General features: G+C 42.2%; 19 protein-coding genes. 10 read left to right on the forward strand and 9 right to left on the reverse strand.

What is annotated here, in order from left to right:
- Positions 1-41: 41 nt before the first annotated feature.
- Complete coding sequence (locus EL242_RS03775; RefSeq protein WP_126301556.1) at positions 42-284, reverse strand: PTS transporter subunit EIIB; 243 nt, start codon at positions 282-284, stop codon at positions 42-44.
- A gap of 264 nt (positions 285-548) precedes the next feature.
- Here EL242_RS03775 and rpsP point away from each other — a divergent pair, with 264 nt between their 5' ends.
- Genes rpsP through rplS form a run of 4 tightly spaced genes read left to right on the forward strand, consistent with a single transcriptional unit; the run spans position 549 to position 2,534 of the window.
- Entirely contained in the window at positions 549-797 is a 249-nt protein-coding gene (rpsP, locus tag EL242_RS03780) for a 30S ribosomal protein S16 (protein ID WP_005599334.1), read from the forward strand.
- A gap of 32 nt (positions 798-829) precedes the next feature.
- Positions 830-1,357, forward strand: a complete 528-nt coding sequence (gene rimM / locus EL242_RS03785) for a ribosome maturation factor RimM (RefSeq protein ID WP_126301557.1) — start codon at positions 830-832, stop codon at positions 1,355-1,357.
- Between the two features lie 44 nt (positions 1,358-1,401).
- Positions 1,402-2,157: a tRNA (guanosine(37)-N1)-methyltransferase TrmD gene (trmD, locus tag EL242_RS03790; RefSeq protein ID WP_126301558.1), complete on the forward strand. Its 756-nt coding sequence runs from the start codon at positions 1,402-1,404 to the stop codon at positions 2,155-2,157.
- Positions 2,158-2,183: 26 nt separating this feature from the next.
- A complete protein-coding gene (gene rplS, locus EL242_RS03795) occupies positions 2,184-2,534 on the forward strand; it encodes a 50S ribosomal protein L19 (protein ID WP_006250172.1) in 351 nt (116 codons plus the stop codon).
- An 81-nt stretch (positions 2,535-2,615) separates the two neighbouring features.
- On the opposite strand, the gene EL242_RS03800 is transcribed toward rplS, so the two are convergent.
- From EL242_RS03800 to dapD, 8 genes are all read right to left on the reverse strand, one after another.
- Positions 2,616-2,939: a MazG nucleotide pyrophosphohydrolase domain-containing protein gene (locus EL242_RS03800; RefSeq protein WP_126301559.1), complete on the reverse strand. Its 324-nt coding sequence runs from the start codon at positions 2,937-2,939 to the stop codon at positions 2,616-2,618.
- An 82-nt stretch (positions 2,940-3,021) separates the two neighbouring features.
- Positions 3,022-4,218, reverse strand: coding sequence for a cupin domain-containing protein (locus EL242_RS03805; RefSeq protein ID WP_126301560.1), 1,197 nt, complete (start codon positions 4,216-4,218; stop codon positions 3,022-3,024).
- Positions 4,219-4,366: 148 nt separating this feature from the next.
- Positions 4,367-5,710 carry an acetyl-CoA carboxylase biotin carboxylase subunit gene (accC, locus tag EL242_RS03810; RefSeq protein WP_126301561.1) on the reverse strand — a complete coding sequence of 448 codons (1,344 nt, stop codon included), beginning with the start codon at positions 5,708-5,710 and terminating at the stop codon, positions 4,367-4,369.
- A 71-nt stretch (positions 5,711-5,781) separates the two neighbouring features.
- On the reverse strand, positions 5,782-6,249 hold the full coding sequence (gene accB, locus EL242_RS03815) for an acetyl-CoA carboxylase biotin carboxyl carrier protein (RefSeq protein WP_006251482.1): 468 nt from the start codon (positions 6,247-6,249) through the stop codon (positions 5,782-5,784).
- A gap of 252 nt (positions 6,250-6,501) precedes the next feature.
- Positions 6,502-7,284 (reverse strand): glycosyltransferase family 32 protein, encoded by a 783-nt coding sequence (locus EL242_RS03820; RefSeq protein ID WP_126301562.1) that lies wholly within the window; start codon positions 7,282-7,284, stop codon positions 6,502-6,504.
- A gap of 9 nt (positions 7,285-7,293) precedes the next feature.
- Positions 7,294-7,731 carry a type II 3-dehydroquinate dehydratase gene (gene aroQ, locus EL242_RS03825; protein WP_006250163.1) on the reverse strand — a complete coding sequence of 146 codons (438 nt, stop codon included), beginning with the start codon at positions 7,729-7,731 and terminating at the stop codon, positions 7,294-7,296.
- Positions 7,732-7,737: 6 nt separating this feature from the next.
- Entirely contained in the window at positions 7,738-8,196 is a 459-nt protein-coding gene (locus tag EL242_RS03830) for a GNAT family N-acetyltransferase (RefSeq protein ID WP_126301563.1), read from the reverse strand.
- A gap of 59 nt (positions 8,197-8,255) precedes the next feature.
- A complete protein-coding gene (gene dapD, locus EL242_RS03835; protein WP_126301564.1) occupies positions 8,256-9,080 on the reverse strand; it encodes a 2,3,4,5-tetrahydropyridine-2,6-dicarboxylate N-succinyltransferase in 825 nt (274 codons plus the stop codon).
- A 305-nt stretch (positions 9,081-9,385) separates the two neighbouring features.
- On the opposite strand from dapD, the gene EL242_RS03840 reads away from it, so the two are divergent.
- From EL242_RS03840 to ftsN, 6 genes are all read left to right on the forward strand, one after another.
- Positions 9,386-11,263 carry a beta-glucoside-specific PTS transporter subunit IIABC gene (locus EL242_RS03840; RefSeq protein WP_126301565.1) on the forward strand — a complete coding sequence of 626 codons (1,878 nt, stop codon included), beginning with the start codon at positions 9,386-9,388 and terminating at the stop codon, positions 11,261-11,263.
- A gap of 122 nt (positions 11,264-11,385) precedes the next feature.
- Positions 11,386-12,855, forward strand: coding sequence for a glycoside hydrolase family 1 protein (locus EL242_RS03845; protein WP_126301566.1), 1,470 nt, complete (start codon positions 11,386-11,388; stop codon positions 12,853-12,855).
- Positions 12,856-12,925: 70 nt separating this feature from the next.
- A complete protein-coding gene (licT, locus tag EL242_RS03850; protein WP_126301567.1) occupies positions 12,926-13,765 on the forward strand; it encodes a BglG family transcription antiterminator LicT in 840 nt (279 codons plus the stop codon).
- A 42-nt stretch (positions 13,766-13,807) separates the two neighbouring features.
- Positions 13,808-14,491 carry a M15 family metallopeptidase gene (locus EL242_RS03855; RefSeq protein WP_126302705.1) on the forward strand — a complete coding sequence of 228 codons (684 nt, stop codon included), beginning with the start codon at positions 13,808-13,810 and terminating at the stop codon, positions 14,489-14,491.
- Entirely contained in the window at positions 14,488-15,240 is a 753-nt protein-coding gene (locus EL242_RS03860) for a class I SAM-dependent methyltransferase (RefSeq protein ID WP_126301568.1), read from the forward strand. Before EL242_RS03855 ends, EL242_RS03860 begins: the two co-directional genes overlap by 4 nt.
- A 184-nt stretch (positions 15,241-15,424) precedes the next feature.
- Complete coding sequence (gene ftsN, locus EL242_RS03865; protein ID WP_126301569.1) at positions 15,425-16,288, forward strand: cell division protein FtsN; 864 nt, start codon at positions 15,425-15,427, stop codon at positions 16,286-16,288.
- The last annotated feature ends 22 nt before the right edge of the window (positions 16,289-16,310 follow it).

Genomic DNA, 16,310 nt, shown 5'->3' on the forward strand with positions numbered 1-16,310 from the left:
GTCAGAAAGGAAAGACCTGCGTAAATGCAGGTCTTTCCTTATTAGCCGATTAAAGCGTTAATTTCATCACGATACTGACCGGCTTTTGCACCAAAAATAATTTGTTGCGTATCACCGACTTTAATGACATCAACAGCACCGAGTTTTTTCAATGCCGACTTCTTCAATAAACTGTTATTGTGTAACACCACGCGTAAACGAGTTAAACAAGCTTCAACTTGCTTGATATTCTCTTTGTTTCCTAAAGCATTAATAATTTCTAGAATGACCGATTTCTCAGACATATTTCCTCCATACCTATTTATATTTAAAACTCTTATTATGATATTTTAAACATTTTCTGATGGTTAGAACAATTTTTATTAGTAATTTGTATAAAAAAACGCTAAATGTATCTTTCTTTAAAAGAGTCACATCAATGAATCTCCCTTGTCTTTTCGCAAAAAATCTGTATAATTTGACCGCTTGTTTTCTCTTTTGAAACAAGTTCGTTACCCTCACCTCGAACGAGGGTTTATTTTTTACTATCAACATTTAGAGGAAAGGTTATGGTAACCATTCGTTTAACTCGTGGCGGAGCTAAAAAACGCCCATTTTACCAAATCGTGGTAGCGGACAGCCGTTCACCTCGTGATGGTCGCTTTATCGAGCGTATCGGTTTCTTCAATCCATTAGCAGCAGGTCAAGCTGAGCGTTTACGCTTAGATGTGGCTAAAGTAGATGCTTGGGTTGCTAAAGGTGCTGATTTATCAGACCGTGTTGCTTCTTTAGTAAAAGAAGCTCGCAAAGCAGCTTAATTTTTAAGCCAAAATTAAATAAGTAGGTGAGTATGAGCGAACAAAAAATCGAAGTTGTCGGAAAATTAGGTTCAACCTATGGTATCCGTGGTTGGTTACGTCTCTATTCATCGACAGAACAAACTGAGAGCATTTTCGACTATCAGCCGTGGTTTTTAAAAATTAAAGGTCAGTGGCAGCCGGTCGAATTAGAAAGTTGGCGTTATCACAGCAATGATTTGATTGTGAAATTAAAAGGCACGGAAGACCGTGAAGCTGCACAGTTATTAACCAATGCTGAAATCGGCGTGGATTTAGCTGTGTTTCCTGAATTGGAAGAGGGAGATTACTATTGGCACGATTTAATCGGTTGTTCGGTAGTAAACTTAGAGGGCTACACAATGGGAACAGTTGCCGAAATGATGGAAACAGGTTCAAATGATGTGCTAGTGGTGCGTAATAACGGCAAAGATGCTTTCGGTAAACAAGAACGATTAATTCCGTTTTTGTATGAACAAGTAGTTAAAAGAGTAGATCTCGCCACCAAAACCATTACGGTGGAGTGGGACGCTGGTTTCTAACCTCAGGTATGCGGTGAGCTTTGGAAAACATTTAAGGCGTTAAAATGTGGATTGGTATTATTTCACTGTTCCCTGAAATGTTTAAAGCAATTACCGATTTCGGGGTGACAGGACGTGCAGTTAAACAAAATCTGCTGCAAGTTGAATGTTGGAATCCTCGTGATTTCACATTCGATAAACATAAAACCGTAGATGATCGCCCTTATGGCGGTGGTCCGGGAATGTTGATGATGGTGCAACCTTTGCGTGATGCGATTCACGCAGCGAAAAAGGCGGCATTAGCAGTAGAAGGCGGTGAAGCTAAAGTGATTTATCTTTCGCCGCAAGGACGTAAACTCGATCAAAACGGTGTGCAAACACTGGCTTCAAATCAGAAACTGATTTTAATCTGTGGACGATATGAAGGGGTTGATGAAAGATTGATTCAAACAGAAGTTGATGAAGAATGGTCAATCGGTGATTACGTTCTCACAGGGGGAGAATTACCTGCAATGACATTAATTGATGCGGTTGCAAGGTTTGTTCCCGGCGTATTAGGCAAACAGGCTTCAGCGTTGGAGGATTCTTTCGCAGAGGGTTTATTAGATTGCCCACATTATACCCGCCCTGAAGTATTAGACGGTATGCCTGTTCCGGAAGTGCTGATGTCTGGACACCACGAACAAATTCGTAAATGGCGATTGGAACAATCGCTGGAACGAACGTGGTTAAGACGCCCTGAGCTATTGGATAGCCTAGCTCTGACTGACGAACAGCGTGTGTTGTTAGCTAAAATTAAAAAACGGCACAAAATCAGTTAATTCTAGGATTATAGAAGGTTTTCAAAATGAGTAACATCATCAAACAACTTGAACAAGAACAGTTAAAACAAGACTTACCTAGCTTCCGTCCGGGTGACACATTAGAAGTTAAGGTATGGGTAGTAGAAGGTAGTAAAAAACGTTTGCAAGCGTTCGAAGGCGTGGTTATTGCAATTCGTAACCGTGGCTTGCACTCTGCATTCACTCTACGTAAAGTTTCAAACGGCGTAGGCGTTGAGCGTGTATTCCAAACTCACTCACCTGTAATTGACAGCATTTCTGTTAAACGTAAAGGTGCGGTACGTAAAGCTAAACTTTACTACTTACGTGAGCGTTCTGGTAAATCTGCACGTATCAAAGAGCGTCTTGGCGACTAATTGTTACAAAGCAGTGAAATGCACAAAAGCCTTGAGGAAACTCAAGGCTTTTGCTTTTTGTACTTGCAAGCGGTTATTTTTCTATATTTTTTGCAAATAACGTTTCTCAAATTTGGCTTGATGGCGTTCAAGTACTTCTGTCATCGAAATGTCGTATTTATCGGCCAGCACAAAGATATTATCCATCACATCGCCTAACTCTTCAATTAAGTTGTCTCGCTTTTGCTGTTGTGAGGCTTCGGTTTCGTCCGGTCGTTCACGCCCGATTTCAATCGCTCTTACCGCACAAGCCACTTCGCCGATTTCTTCTGTCAGATAAGTCACCCGCATAAAAGGGCTTCGCTCATACCAGCCTTGTTGTTGGTAAAACTGGCGAACCCATTGTTGATATTGTTCAATTTGCATTTTTAGCCTTTTTATTTGAATGAACAAGCGGTTAAATTTACAAATTTTTTTGCAAATTTGACCGCTTGTAAGATTTTAACGGTTATTCGGCTTCCGATAAAATAATCCAACCGCTATCTAACCAGTCGCAAATAGTGTCTAGCATTAGCTCCAGCTCCGCTTGATCTTGAACTTTGGAAGCAAGTTTGTTCCACGAAATCGAATCTCCATTGGCGATACGAATCAGTAATGCCATTTCGGCTTCGTTTAACTCATCAATCCACTCGCCATTCACATAAACCCGTTGAGGGTTCTCGGTGTAGAGGATTTTTACATTCGCATCTTGCTGTAACCAACCGCCAGCCTCGAGAATTTCTTGCACTTCGTCCGGATAATATTCATTATCGGTTTGCAGTAATTCATAACGGCGGGAGCTTGCCGCAGTTGCAACACTGTGAGTGAGTAACTCATCGAATTGCTCGGAGTTTTGGAGCAAGTCGATTAAATGATGTTTAAACATTTTTACCATTTTCGGATCAAGCAAGGCATTCGGCTGTTCATTCGGCGTTAAGCGAAACGGAAGGTGGAATTCTGATGAATTAATGTTATCGGCTTGTTGTTCGATAGTTTTACATAGATTCTCAAGTAAATCGGTCGCATTTGGGTAACGCAAACCAAAGGAGAAAGTTAAACCTTGCTCGCTTTCGGAAACACCATAGTGAGCCATTCGAGACGGCACATAAAGTACATCGCCCGGATTCATCACTTCGTCCATAACCAGTTCGCCCATATCATCAAAAATGCGGATCGGTTGGTTTGGCTTAAATTCAGTGCTTGGATCACACCATTTACCTAATTGCCAACGGCGTTGCCCGTAGCCTTGCACCAAGAACACATCGTACTCATCATAATGTTTGCCGACTGTGCCGTTGAGCGGTGAACAGGAAACCATAATGTCATCACGTTGCCATTGTGGGATAAAACCAAAAGCCTGCCAAAGCTCGCCTAGCTCGGGTGACCATTGCTCGAGGTTTTGCACCATCACAGACCATTGTGCCGGTAGATCTTCCAAATCTTCCTCAACAAGGGGGCTGGATTTAACAGACCATTTTTCGTCTTTGCATTGAATAAGACGTGCAGTGACTTCTTCCTCTAATGCCAGTTCTAAAATATCTTCCGGCTCAAATAATCCGACAATTTGAGGTAAGCCGTTACGGATTAATAGCGGTCGTTTTTGCCAATATTCTCGCAAAAAGGTTTCAGGGCTGATATTTTCAGGTAAGCAGAATGGAATGTTCATAATGGCTCCTTGCTACGTGCTTCTTTGAGATCACTGATATTCTACCCGAGAAATCAGGAAAAACGGGAAATTTTTTATGATTTAGCGACATCATTCACATTTTGAAAGGGAAATAATGAAAAAGGCGAACATTGTCCGCCTTTGAAATTTATTTTAAGCCGAGTTTTTTCTCGAGGTAGTGGATATTTGTGCCACCTTTGCGGAATTCTTTATCCGCAAGAATTTGAGTATGTAAAGGAATATTGGTTTTAATACCTTCTACAATGGTTTCGGAAAGAGCATTTTCCATCCGGCGAATCGCAATATCACGATCTTCTGCAAAGGTAATCAATTTACCAATCATCGAATCGTAATGTGGGGGCACGCTATAGCCTGAGTAAATATGTGAATCCCAACGCACACCTAAACCACCCGGAACGTGTAAACGGGTAATTTTACCCGGCGATGGCAAGAAGGTGTTTGGATCTTCTGCGTTGATACGGCACTCAATGGCGTGACCTTTCACTTTAATATCATCTTGTGTGATCGAAAGTGGTAAGCCAGCTGCCACACGCAGTTGCTCTTTTACCAAGTCCACACCGGTAATCATTTCGGTTACAGGGTGTTCTACCTGTAAGCGGGTGTTCATTTCAATGAAGTAGAACTCGCCGTTTTCATATAAGAACTCAAAAGTACCTGCACCACGGTAGCCAATTTCACGGCAGGCATTGGCACAACGTTCACCGATAAATTGACGCAATTCAGGCGTAATGCCCGGAGCAGGGGCTTCTTCCACCACTTTTTGGTGGCGGCGTTGCATTGAGCAATCACGCTCTGCTAAATAAACCGCATTGCCGTGAGTATCGGCAAGCACTTGGATTTCAATATGGCGTGGATTTTCTAAATATTTCTCCATATACACCATATCGTTATTAAATGCCGCTTTCGCTTCGGCTTTCGTCATTGCGATAGATTCTTCCAAATCTTTCTCGTGGTGAACCACACGCATACCACGACCGCCACCGCCACCTGATGCTTTGATGATCACCGGGTAGCCGATACGTTTAGCGATTTCTTTATTTTTCTTCGGATCGTTACCGACCGGACCGTCAGAACCCGGTACGCAAGGCACTCCGGCTTTTTTCATTGCATTGATAGCAGAGACTTTATCGCCCATTAAGCGAATCACATCAGCCGTTGGACCAATAAAGATAAAGCCTGATTTCTCAACTTGTTCGGCAAAGTTTGCGTTTTCAGATAAGAAACCGTAGCCCGGATGAATAGCATCGGCATTCGTTACTTCGGCAGCGGCAATAATCATCGGGATATTTAAATAGCTTTTTACCGATGGAGCAGGACCGATACAAATGGTTTCATCGGCTAATTTAACGTGTTTTAATTCACGGTCGGCAGTTGAATGCACTGCAACCGTTTTAATGCCCAATTCTTTACAAGCACGCAAAATACGCAGTGCAATTTCACCACGGTTTGCGATAACAACTTTTTCTAACATAGGGAAATTCCTTGTGTTCTAGAAAATGTAGGGCGTGTTGCACACGCCCGTTTGATAATTTAGGGAAGAGATTATTCAATGATGAATAATTTTTGGTCGAATTCTACCGGTTCGCCATCATTTACTAAAATTTCTTTTACCACACCGGCTTTGTCTGACTCGATACGGTTCATCATTTTCATTGCTTCTACAATACATAACGCATCACCGATTTTCACGGTTTGACCCACTTCAACGAACGGTTTTGCATCTGGGCTTGGGCTACGGTAGAAAGTCCCCACCATTGGTGAAAGCACTGCGTGGCCACTCGTTTCTGCGGCTTTTGGTGCTTCAGCCGGAGCTGCAACAGGTGCTGTCGAAGCTACTTGAGGTGCCGCTGGTGCAACAACAGGAGCTGCTGCATATTGAACTGCAGCTGGTGCAACAGCTGGAGCAGCACGGCTAATACGCACCGTACCTTCTTCTTCAGACACTTCTAACTCGGTAATGCCAGATTCTTCAACTAATTCAATAAGTTTTTTGATTTTGCGAATATCCATAATAAGATTCCGTATGTGATTAAATAAAATAAAAAAGAGAACTCCACATTTGGGGTATAAATTCAAATGTAGAGTTAAAAAATGCTGGGCGTAGAATACCTGAATTTCGCTAATTTTGCGAATAAAATCTGATAATTTTGGCGAAAATGGACGATTTTAGCATTCATCGTACCAGTTAGGATTTTTGGAAAATGGTGACTCACAAGCGATTGAAAATTGCCAATTTTTTGTAAAAAACAACCGCTTGTCAGATTATTTCAATAAATCTTCATTTTTCTTGTAATTCCACTTGCTACCGGGCTTGTCGATATACTGAAAATATTCGTTGGTAAAAGTACCTTGAGCACAAGTTACTTTGTCTCGGCGGAAATTCACCTCTTTATCGCCAATGGCGTTATTCAAGGTATCAGGCCCGGTCATAACAAACACCCCACCTTCAATTCGGCGGTTCTCAATATTGCTGATAATCAGCTCAAGGGTGTCTTTTAAAATCCAGTTACCTTTTTCAGAAGCTAAGAAAAAGTTGGTGTATTTATCACGACGTTTAATTAAAACTTCACTATCATTCTCGCCAATAATTTGAGAGAGCGGGTAAACCAAATGTCCGTCAATATCAATATAAATGCCACCTTCGCGGAGCAAAGTAAAAATTCGCCAAAAATCCGCTTGTGCCGCACCATCGGTTAATTTACTGTAGGCACTAAAAGTGCGTTCATCGGCATTGGCTTTGATGTATGCCTCACGCTCTTCAGTGCTAACGTAGCGATAATCGTAGCTCAATGACATCAAGCGATTGAACAGATAATTCGCATACATTGGCAAAGTAACTTTATTGGAGTAATTCGTTTGCCAAATAGTTTTGGTAATTTTGCTCGGGGTATTTGATTTGATTTTTGCCGGGCTATATTCGGGAATAGTGAAACGTTTTTTCGGAAACAGGGCGTGAAACGGATAACTCAATATTTTGACGATATTACCCAATAAACGGAAAACTCCGTTACAGATCACAATAAATTGTTCATTTTTAACAGCCATTTTATTGCCTTATGCTTTTAAGTGTGAAATTGCAAAATCCAACGCATATTCATAGCCTTTTGCCCCTAAACCGCAAATAACGCCTTTTGCAATATCACTTAGATAGGAGTGATGGCGAAAAGGTTCACGGCTATGAACGTTAGACAAATGCACCTCAACAAACGGAATCGACACACTCAATAACGCATCACGAATTGCCACGCTGGTGTGAGTAAATGCCCCGGGGTTAATAATAATAAAATCGGTATGCTGAAAGGCTTGGTGAATGCGGTTGATAATCGGCTCTTCACCGTTGGCTTGAAAGCTCTCCAGCTCAACATCTTGAGCCGCAGCCAATTTTTTTAAGTGGTTTTCAATATCCGCTAAAGTTTGCGAACCGTAAATTTGCGGCTCACGTTTGCCCAACATATTTAAATTCGGGCCGTTAAGGAGAAGGATTTTTTTCATATTTACTTATTCAACTTGTAATTCATAATTAAGCCATTCACGGTTTTCTTTCGCCCCTAAGCGTTGATAAAAACGAATACCGCCGTCATTCCAAGGAGCAACCGTCCATTTTATCGTTTTGCAATGATGTGCCCTCGCCTCATTTTTCAAGGCTTGAATTAACGCCTCTCCTACTTTCTGGTTCCGAGCAGTTTCATCAACATAAAGCTCTTTCATATAAATAGCAGGGCGGTTTTGGGCAGTGTAAGGAAGAAAATAATAAACCAAAATGCCGATAATGTTATACGCATTTTCAGCCACTAAACAGTAAAAATCGGGTGGGTTTTTGCGGAAGCCTGATTCTATTACAACTTCAGGAGTGATCGCAAAAGAATCGATATAGTGCTCAAACACAGCCAGTTTTTGCATCAGTGGGAACACTTGGTGGGTATCTTGTTCGACCATTTTGCGGATTGTAAATGCCATAAAATTCCTTACAAGCGGTAAAAAAATCCCTCACTTTTGCAAAGCGAGGGAGGTTTTAATTATTCGTCAATAGAACGTAATAAGTCGTTTAAGCCCACTTTGCTTAAGGTTTTCTCATCCACTTTTTTCACAATCACCGCACAGTAGAGGTTGTGTGAACCATCTTTTGATGGAAGCGAGCCTGAAACCACAACAGAGCCTGCCGGCACACGGCCGTAATGTACTTCGCCGGTTTCACGGTCGTAAATTTTGGTAGATTGACCGATAAACACGCCCATTGAGATCACGCAGTTATCTTCGACAATCACGCCTTCTACGATTTCAGAACGTGCGCCGATAAAACAGTTATCACCGATAATGGTCGGGTTCGCTTGTAATGGCTCTAACACACCACCGATGCCCACGCCACCAGAAAGGTGTACATTTTTACCGATTTGTGCACAAGAACCAACCGTTACCCAAGTGTCCACCATTGTGCCTTCACCAACGTATGCACCGATGTTCACGAAAGATGGCATTAACACCACGTTTTTCTCGATGTGTGAACCTTTACGCACCACCGCACCCGGCACAGCACGGATGCCGTCTGCTTTGAATTGCTCTTCGGTGTAGTTGCCGTATTTGGTTGGCACTTTGTCGTAGAATTTGGTTTCTGCACCGTCAATGATTTCATTGTCGGCAATACGGAATGAGAGTAATACCGCTTTTTTCACCCATTGGTTTACTACCCACTCGCCCTCTTTTTTCTCTGCAACACGCAGTGAACCGTTGTCTAATCCTGCGATCACTTCTTCAACTGCCGCTTTGGTTTCGGCATCAACGGTTTTCGGAGTAATTTCCGCACGGCGTTCAAATGCCGCTTCAATAATAGCTTGTAAAGACATTGTTGTGTTCCTTCAATATATAAATTAAAACAGAAAATTCGGCTCACTTTTTAACATAGAAAGGCGTATATTTCCATAGAAAAAGATGAAATTATGGATAAAAAGGCAAATTTTAAAATGTGAACAAGATCACAAATTCAAACATTCCCCTTTGCAAGCGGTTATTTTTTCCGATAAATTTACAAACGTTAAAACACTTAGGGTGTTACGTTAATTCGGCAAGCCTAAGCAAGATAAAGTATTGATTCATCAGTATTTTATTTTGCTTAGGCTTTTTTGTTGTCTTATTTCAAGGGGGCCACATTATGGCTAAAGATTTTAGTAAACTTGCGCAAGACATTCTCCGCTTGGTTGGGGGAGAGCAAAATATCCATTCATTGGTACACTGTGCAACCCGTTTACGTTTTGTATTAAAAGATCGGGAAAAAGCGGATAAAGCTCACTTAGAGCAAACCGCCGGTGTGATTAGCTTGGTCGAAAGCGGTGGACAATTTCAAATCGTGATTGGCAATAATGTGCCGAAAGTCTATGCAGAAATAATGAATATCGCCAATATTCAAGCTAGCGACACCGATGAGTTGCCTAAGCCCTCACTCCTTAATCGGGGCATTGATTTTCTTGCGGGTTCCTTTACCCCACTTATCGGTGTAATGGCAGGCGCCGGTATCTTAAAAGGCTTAATTGCGATTTTACAAGTTTCAGGATTATTAGATCCAACATCAGGTACATTTACCGTGCTTGATGCCGCTGCCAGTTCAACCTTCTACTTCTTACCTATTTTACTCGCTATTACTTGTGCGGCTAAGGTAAAAGCCAGCCCTTATATTGCAGTTGCCGTTGCAACAGCGTTAGTTTACCCAAGTATTGTTGAAGTCAGCTCAAGCGGCAAACCACTGGACTTTTTAGGCTTTGAATTAGCAACAATGACGTACACTTATAGCGTCATTCCTATTTTGATTGCGGTGTGGGCTCAGTCTTATATTCAACGTTTTTTTGAAAATCTCTGGCACGAGGCAGTCCGCAATTTCTTTGCACCTGCTTGCACCCTCCTCGTTGTTGTGCCATTAACCTTAGCTGTGATCGGCCCTATCGGTGGCGCTATCGGACACAGCATTGCTACGGTATTAGCTTGGCTATATGAAGCCAGCCCGATTGCAACAGGGCTTGTAGTCGGAGCATTATGGCAAGTGTTGGTCATCTTCGGTATCCATTGGAGTATCGTCCCGATTATGATTAACAATATGGCTGTTGTCGGTTTTGATTTAATCGGCCCACTCACCGCAGCCGCAGTATTGGGGCAAGCCGGTGCAACGTTCGCCGTATTCCTCAAATCACGCAATAAAGACATTAAATCCCTTGCCGGTTCAACCACATTTAGCGGTGTGTTAGGCATTACCGAGCCGTTGATTTATGGCATTACCTTACGCTTTAAAAAACCGTTTGTATGTGGTGTGCTAGGTGGTGCTATTGGCGGTGCTGTGATTGGCTGGGGAGGCACAAAAATGTTTGCTTTCGGCTTCTCAGGCTTACTGCTCTATCCGGTAATTATCGGTGAGGGATCAAACATTGTAATGTACACGGTAGGAATGGTGGTCGCCTTTATTACCGCAGGTATCTTGACCTATTTCTTCGGTTATAGTGATGCAATGTTGCCGCAAACAGCGGATACCGCCAAAGCAGAAAAACCACAAAACGCTCAGGTTTCGACTATTCCACTAGAAAAATTTAATGTGATTAGCCCACTAGAAGGCAAACTGCATAAATTAACTAGCATTGCCGATCCGATGTTTGCCTCCGAAGCATTAGGCAAGGGCGTTGCCATTGAACCAACTAAAGGTGAACTGCTATCCCCTGTAAACGGCACTATCAGCTCAGTGTTTCCGACCAAGCACGCTTACAACATTGTATCCGATGACGGCTTAGAGATTTTAATCCATATCGGAATGGATACCGTTCAACTCAATGGCAAACATTTTGAGTCTTTCGTCAAAGACGGGGAACGCATTCAAGCCGGACAACGTCTAGGTACATTTGATCTTGATGCCATTAAAGCTGCCGGTTACAGCACCATTACCCCGGTGATTATCGCAAATACAGACGATTATTTAGATGTGATTGCCTCTCAAGAAGCACACATTTATCAACGTGAACCGTTGCTTAAAGTATTACTAAACAAATCATAAGCCTGTAAGCGGTCGAATTTTGCAAAAAATCGGCAAAATTTGACCGCTTGAAAAGACACTTTCGATTTAAACACCCGACAAGCGGTGAAAAATTCATAACATTTTACAAACAGGAGCAAATTATGCGTCATTTAACACCATTTCCAACAGATTTCTTATGGGGCGGGGCAACCGCTGCGAACCAAATTGAGGGTGGGTTCGACCAAGGAGGCAAAGGGCTATCTTCTGCCGATATGGTTGCTTATGTACCGAAAGCGGAACGAGGAGCCCACAGCGCCTCAATTGAAGTCTCTTCTCAACGCATTGAAGATATTCTTTCTGGCAAATTCCAAGCTCGTTTCCCAAAACGAGACGGCATTGATTTCTACCATACTTACAAAGAAGATATTGCACTGCTTGCAGAAATGGGCTTCAAAATGTTCCGTATTTCCTTGCATTGGGCAAGAATTTTCCCGAATGGTTATGATGAACAACCTAATGAAGAAGGATTAGCCTTTTATGATCGTGTTTTTGATGAACTGCTCAAACACGGCATTCAACCGATGGTGACACTCTGCCATTATGAAATTCCGTTGGGCTTAGTTCAAAAATATAACGGTTTCTTGGCTCGTGAAACTGTCGATCATTTTGTACGTTATGCCGAAACGGTGTTTACACGCTACAAAGATAAAGTGAAGTATTGGCTTACTTTCAATGAAATCAATATGGTGACGATGCACAGCCCGTACACCGGTGCTGGCGTCGTGTTAGATCGTCTCCCTGAAAGCGAACACGAAAATGCCAAATACCAAGCATTACATCATCAATTTGTCGCCAGCAGTTTAGCGACCAAAGCCCTGCACGATATCATTCCTGACGGCAAAATGGGCTGTATGTTGGCTCGAATGCTACATTATGCGCTGACTGCCGATCCTATCGATCAGCGTAAAGCACAATGGGGAAACCAACAAAATCTCTTCTATACCGATGTACACGCACGTGGCGAATACCCGAAATATATGTTACGCCACTGGGCGGAAAATAATGTGCATATTAAAAAAGAAGCGGGCGATGATGCGATTTTGAAGCAGTATCCGGTCGATTTCATCTCATTTAGTTACTATATGTCGGTATGTGTGACTCAGCACAATGATAAAGCCGAAAAAGTGGGCGGTAATTTAATTGAAGGCGTCAAAAATCCATATCTGCAAGCCTCAGACTGGGGCTGGCAAATTGACCCTGTCGGTTTGCGCATTGCCCTCAACGAAATGTACGACCGCTATCAAAAACCACTCTTTATTGTGGAAAACGGACTGGGTGCTTACGATAAAGTGGAAGATGGAAAAGTTCACGATAGCTACCGTATTGACTACCTCCGAGCGCATATTGAACAAATGCAAGAAGCGATCAGCGATGGTGTCGATTTACTCGGGTATTTGGAATGGGGGCCGATTGACCTAGTCAGTATGTCAACCTCTGAAATGTCAAAACGCTATGGCTTTATTTTTGTGGACATTGACGATGATGGCAATGGCTCTCGCCAACGTCTGCGTAAAGATTCCTTCTTCTGGTATAAAAAAGTCATTGCCTCAAATGGTGCCGATCTCGCTTAATTGCGATTGATACAAGCGGTTGTTTTTCGTAAAATTTTTGCGAATTTCGACCGCTTGGATAGGGAATGCTATGCTAAAAATTACCAAAATCTTCAACAACAATGCCATTCAAGCTGAAAATGAATTTCAGGCGGAACTTGTCGTACTTGGCAAAGGCATTGCGTTTGGGAAGAAAGTGGGGGATTTAGCCGATGAAAACACGGTTGAGAAAACATTTAGCCTAAATAAAAGCCTGTTTGCCACACGTTTAACTGAAATTTTAAGTGAAATTCCGCAAGAATATTTTCAGTTAGTGAATCGAGTGGTGAATTTTGCCAATCAACAATTAGGCACAACCTTATCTAATAGTATTTTTGTCAGCCTGCCTGATCATCTTTTCCACGCCGTTGAACGAGCAAAACAACAACAATCGCTTTCTAACGGATTGCTGTTTGAGATCCAACGGCTATATAAGCAGGAATTCGCCATTGGGTTATATACATTGGAACTCATTGAAAAAATGTTTGGGGTAAAAATGGCAGAAGATGAAGCCGGTTTTATCGCACTGCACATTTTTAATGCCCGCACCGATGGCTCAACGATGAATGATACTTACCGAGCCACGCAAATAATTAAAGATATTTTAAATATGGTGGGGTATCATTTTAATTTGAAATTAGATGAGCAAAGCTACGATTACGCTCGCTTTTTAACTCATCTACAACATTTTGCCCAACGCTTTTTTGTGAATACCGCTTCTGCATTAGGCGATGATTTTCTCTATCAACAAACCAAAATCGCTTATCCAAAGGCCTATCAGTGTGTGGCAAAAATCAATAAATATCTCACCTCAGCTTATCAAAAATCATTGAATGAAGATGAACAGCTCTATTTAATGATTCATATTCAACGTGTTGTTTCTCATCAATAGTCTGCGAATTTGGCAAATTTCATTTATAATCTGCTTTATTTTTTGATACAAGCGGTGATTTTTGTGGAAAATTTTGCAAATCTGCTTACCGGCAAAACGCGTGAGCATTTAGTGCCGTTGCCAAACGCTCTTTCGGATAAACATTACCTTCAGCCGCAAGTGGTTGAGGCATTTTTGGCGTTGCAGCAGGCAGCAAAACAAGCCGGCTTTAATTTACAGCCTGCCAGTACTTTTCGTGATTTTGAACGCCAAAAAGGGATTTGGAATGCGAAGTTTAGGGGGGAACGTAAGGTTCACGATGATAACGGGGTTGCGATTGATATGGCGGCATTATCGGATCTTGAAAAGTGCAAAGCAATGTTGAGATGGTCTGCAGTGCCGGGCGCAAGTCGGCATCATTGGGGAACGGAAATTGATATTTTTGACCCTGATTTATTGCCGGAAAATACGCCTTTGTTGCTTGAGCCGTGGGAATATTTAGAGGGTGGTTGTTTTGCCGACTTAACCAAGTGGTTACACGCTAATGCGGAAAGATTTGGCTTTTATTTCCCGTTTGACGGCAAACATTCTCGAGTGGGCTTTGAGCCGTGGCACATTAGCTATCGCCCGATTTCAAGTGAATATGAGCAATGCTTTAACGATGAAATCTTAAAAGCTGCGTGGCAAGATGAAGAAGTGGCGGGTAAGGAATGCTTACTTGAACATTTTGAAGAATTACTAAAATGATCCAATTAATTAACGAAACCCAACAACACGACAAATTCCGCCAAATTTGTGACAAATGGCAGCTGGTTGAAGACAAATCCAGCCCGTTAGCCTTAGTATTAACGGAGGAAAGGCTGGAGTTACGCAAATTAGACGAACCTAAGCTCGGGGCGATTGCGGTGAATTTTGTGGACGGCACGATGGCTCATCGGCGTAAATTTGGCGGTGGACGAGGTGAAGCGGTTGCGAAAGCGGTCGGCATTAAAGGGGATTATTTGCCAACTGTGATTGATGCGACTGCCGGTTTAGGGCGAGATGCTTTTGTGTTGGCGGCGGTTGGCTGTAAAGTGCTGTTAGTGGAACGCAATCCTATTGTTGCTGCCTTGTTGGAAGATGGTTTAAATAGAGCTTATCAAGATCCGGAAATCGGCAGTTTTATGCAAGAACGAATGATCTTAGCCGATGTTCGAGACATTTCTCAGCTAGATCCACAAGCCCAAATGGCAGAGGTGGTGTATTTAGATCCGATGTATCCGCACAAACAAAAAAGTGCGTTGGTGAAAAAAGAAATGCGAGTGTTTCAACATTTAGTTGGGGCAGATTTAGATTCGGACAGCTTTTTCTTACCGGCAAAAGGATTGGCAAAAAAACGAGTAGTGGTAAAGCGTCCGGACTATGCCCCGTTTTTAGCGGAGCAAAAGCCTGATTTTTCACATACCACCAAAAATCATCGTTTTGATGTTTATCTTTCTCACCTGAAAAACGGTTAAAGGTGGATCAGGATCGGTTTTTACAAAACTTTAACTTGAAAAGTGATCGTATCTGATAGGCAAGCGGTTATTTTTACAGTAGAATTTGCTTTTCGCTTGTTCTTTTGGAAATGCAAGTATAGCTAAGCACCCAATGCAAGCGTTGGTACAAATTATTTATAGCTAATTTAAAGAGGCGGTTATCGTGCCACAACGTGATTATGTTGCTCGTTCAAACGAGAAAAAAAGCAAAAAAAATCAAAAAGAGAGTAATGTCAAAAAGATTTTAATGCTGATTATTGGTTTAATTTTATTATGCGGTATTGGTTTATGGTTTTTAAAATCAAGTGCTCCTACGCCAATAGTGCCGACTACAACACAGCCAAGTAATCCGCAAGCAAAAAGCGAATTACCAAGTCGACCGGAAGAGACTTGGAGTTATATTCGTGATTTAGAAACCCGTACAGTGATTACCGATAATAGCCAAACTTCACAGGAACGTTTGGCACAATTAACGGCGGAACAAAAGCAGCAAATTGAAGAAAGACGCAAACAAGAAGAAGCACGCTTAGTCGCTGAGCAAGCCCAACAAGATGTATCTGCTACAGAATCGGCTCCAAAAACAGTGGAAGTCACGCCATTAACAGATGAAGAATTGGCTGCGAAAAAAGCACAAGAGCAAGCTTTAGCGCAAAAGCAAGCGGAAGAGAAACGTAGACAAGCGGAGCTTAAAAAACAGCAGGAAGCGAAAAAAGCTGAGCAAGCTAAGTTAGCGGAAGAAAAAGCGAAAAAAGAGCAGCCGGCTAAAATTGTAGCAAGTGCTGCAACACCGGCAGATAAAGCTGCAAATCAGGCGGGTAAATTTGGGTTACAGTGCGGTGCATTTAAAAATAAAGCCCAAGCCGAAAATATGCAAGCAAGATTGGCAATGGCAGGTTTTAACGCCCGTATCGCAAGCAGTGCCGATTGGAACCGTGTTTTTGTCGGCCCAATTGGCGATAGAGCAGCAACGTCAAGAGCGCAATCGAATGCCCGTAGTGTAGCGGAATGCGTGATTGTAGCGATGTAAAGTTAATTAACATAAAAAAGAG

It is taken from the genome of Mannheimia haemolytica, from assembly GCA_900638155.1.
Classification (GTDB): Bacteria; Pseudomonadota; Gammaproteobacteria; order Enterobacterales; family Pasteurellaceae; genus Mannheimia; species Mannheimia glucosida.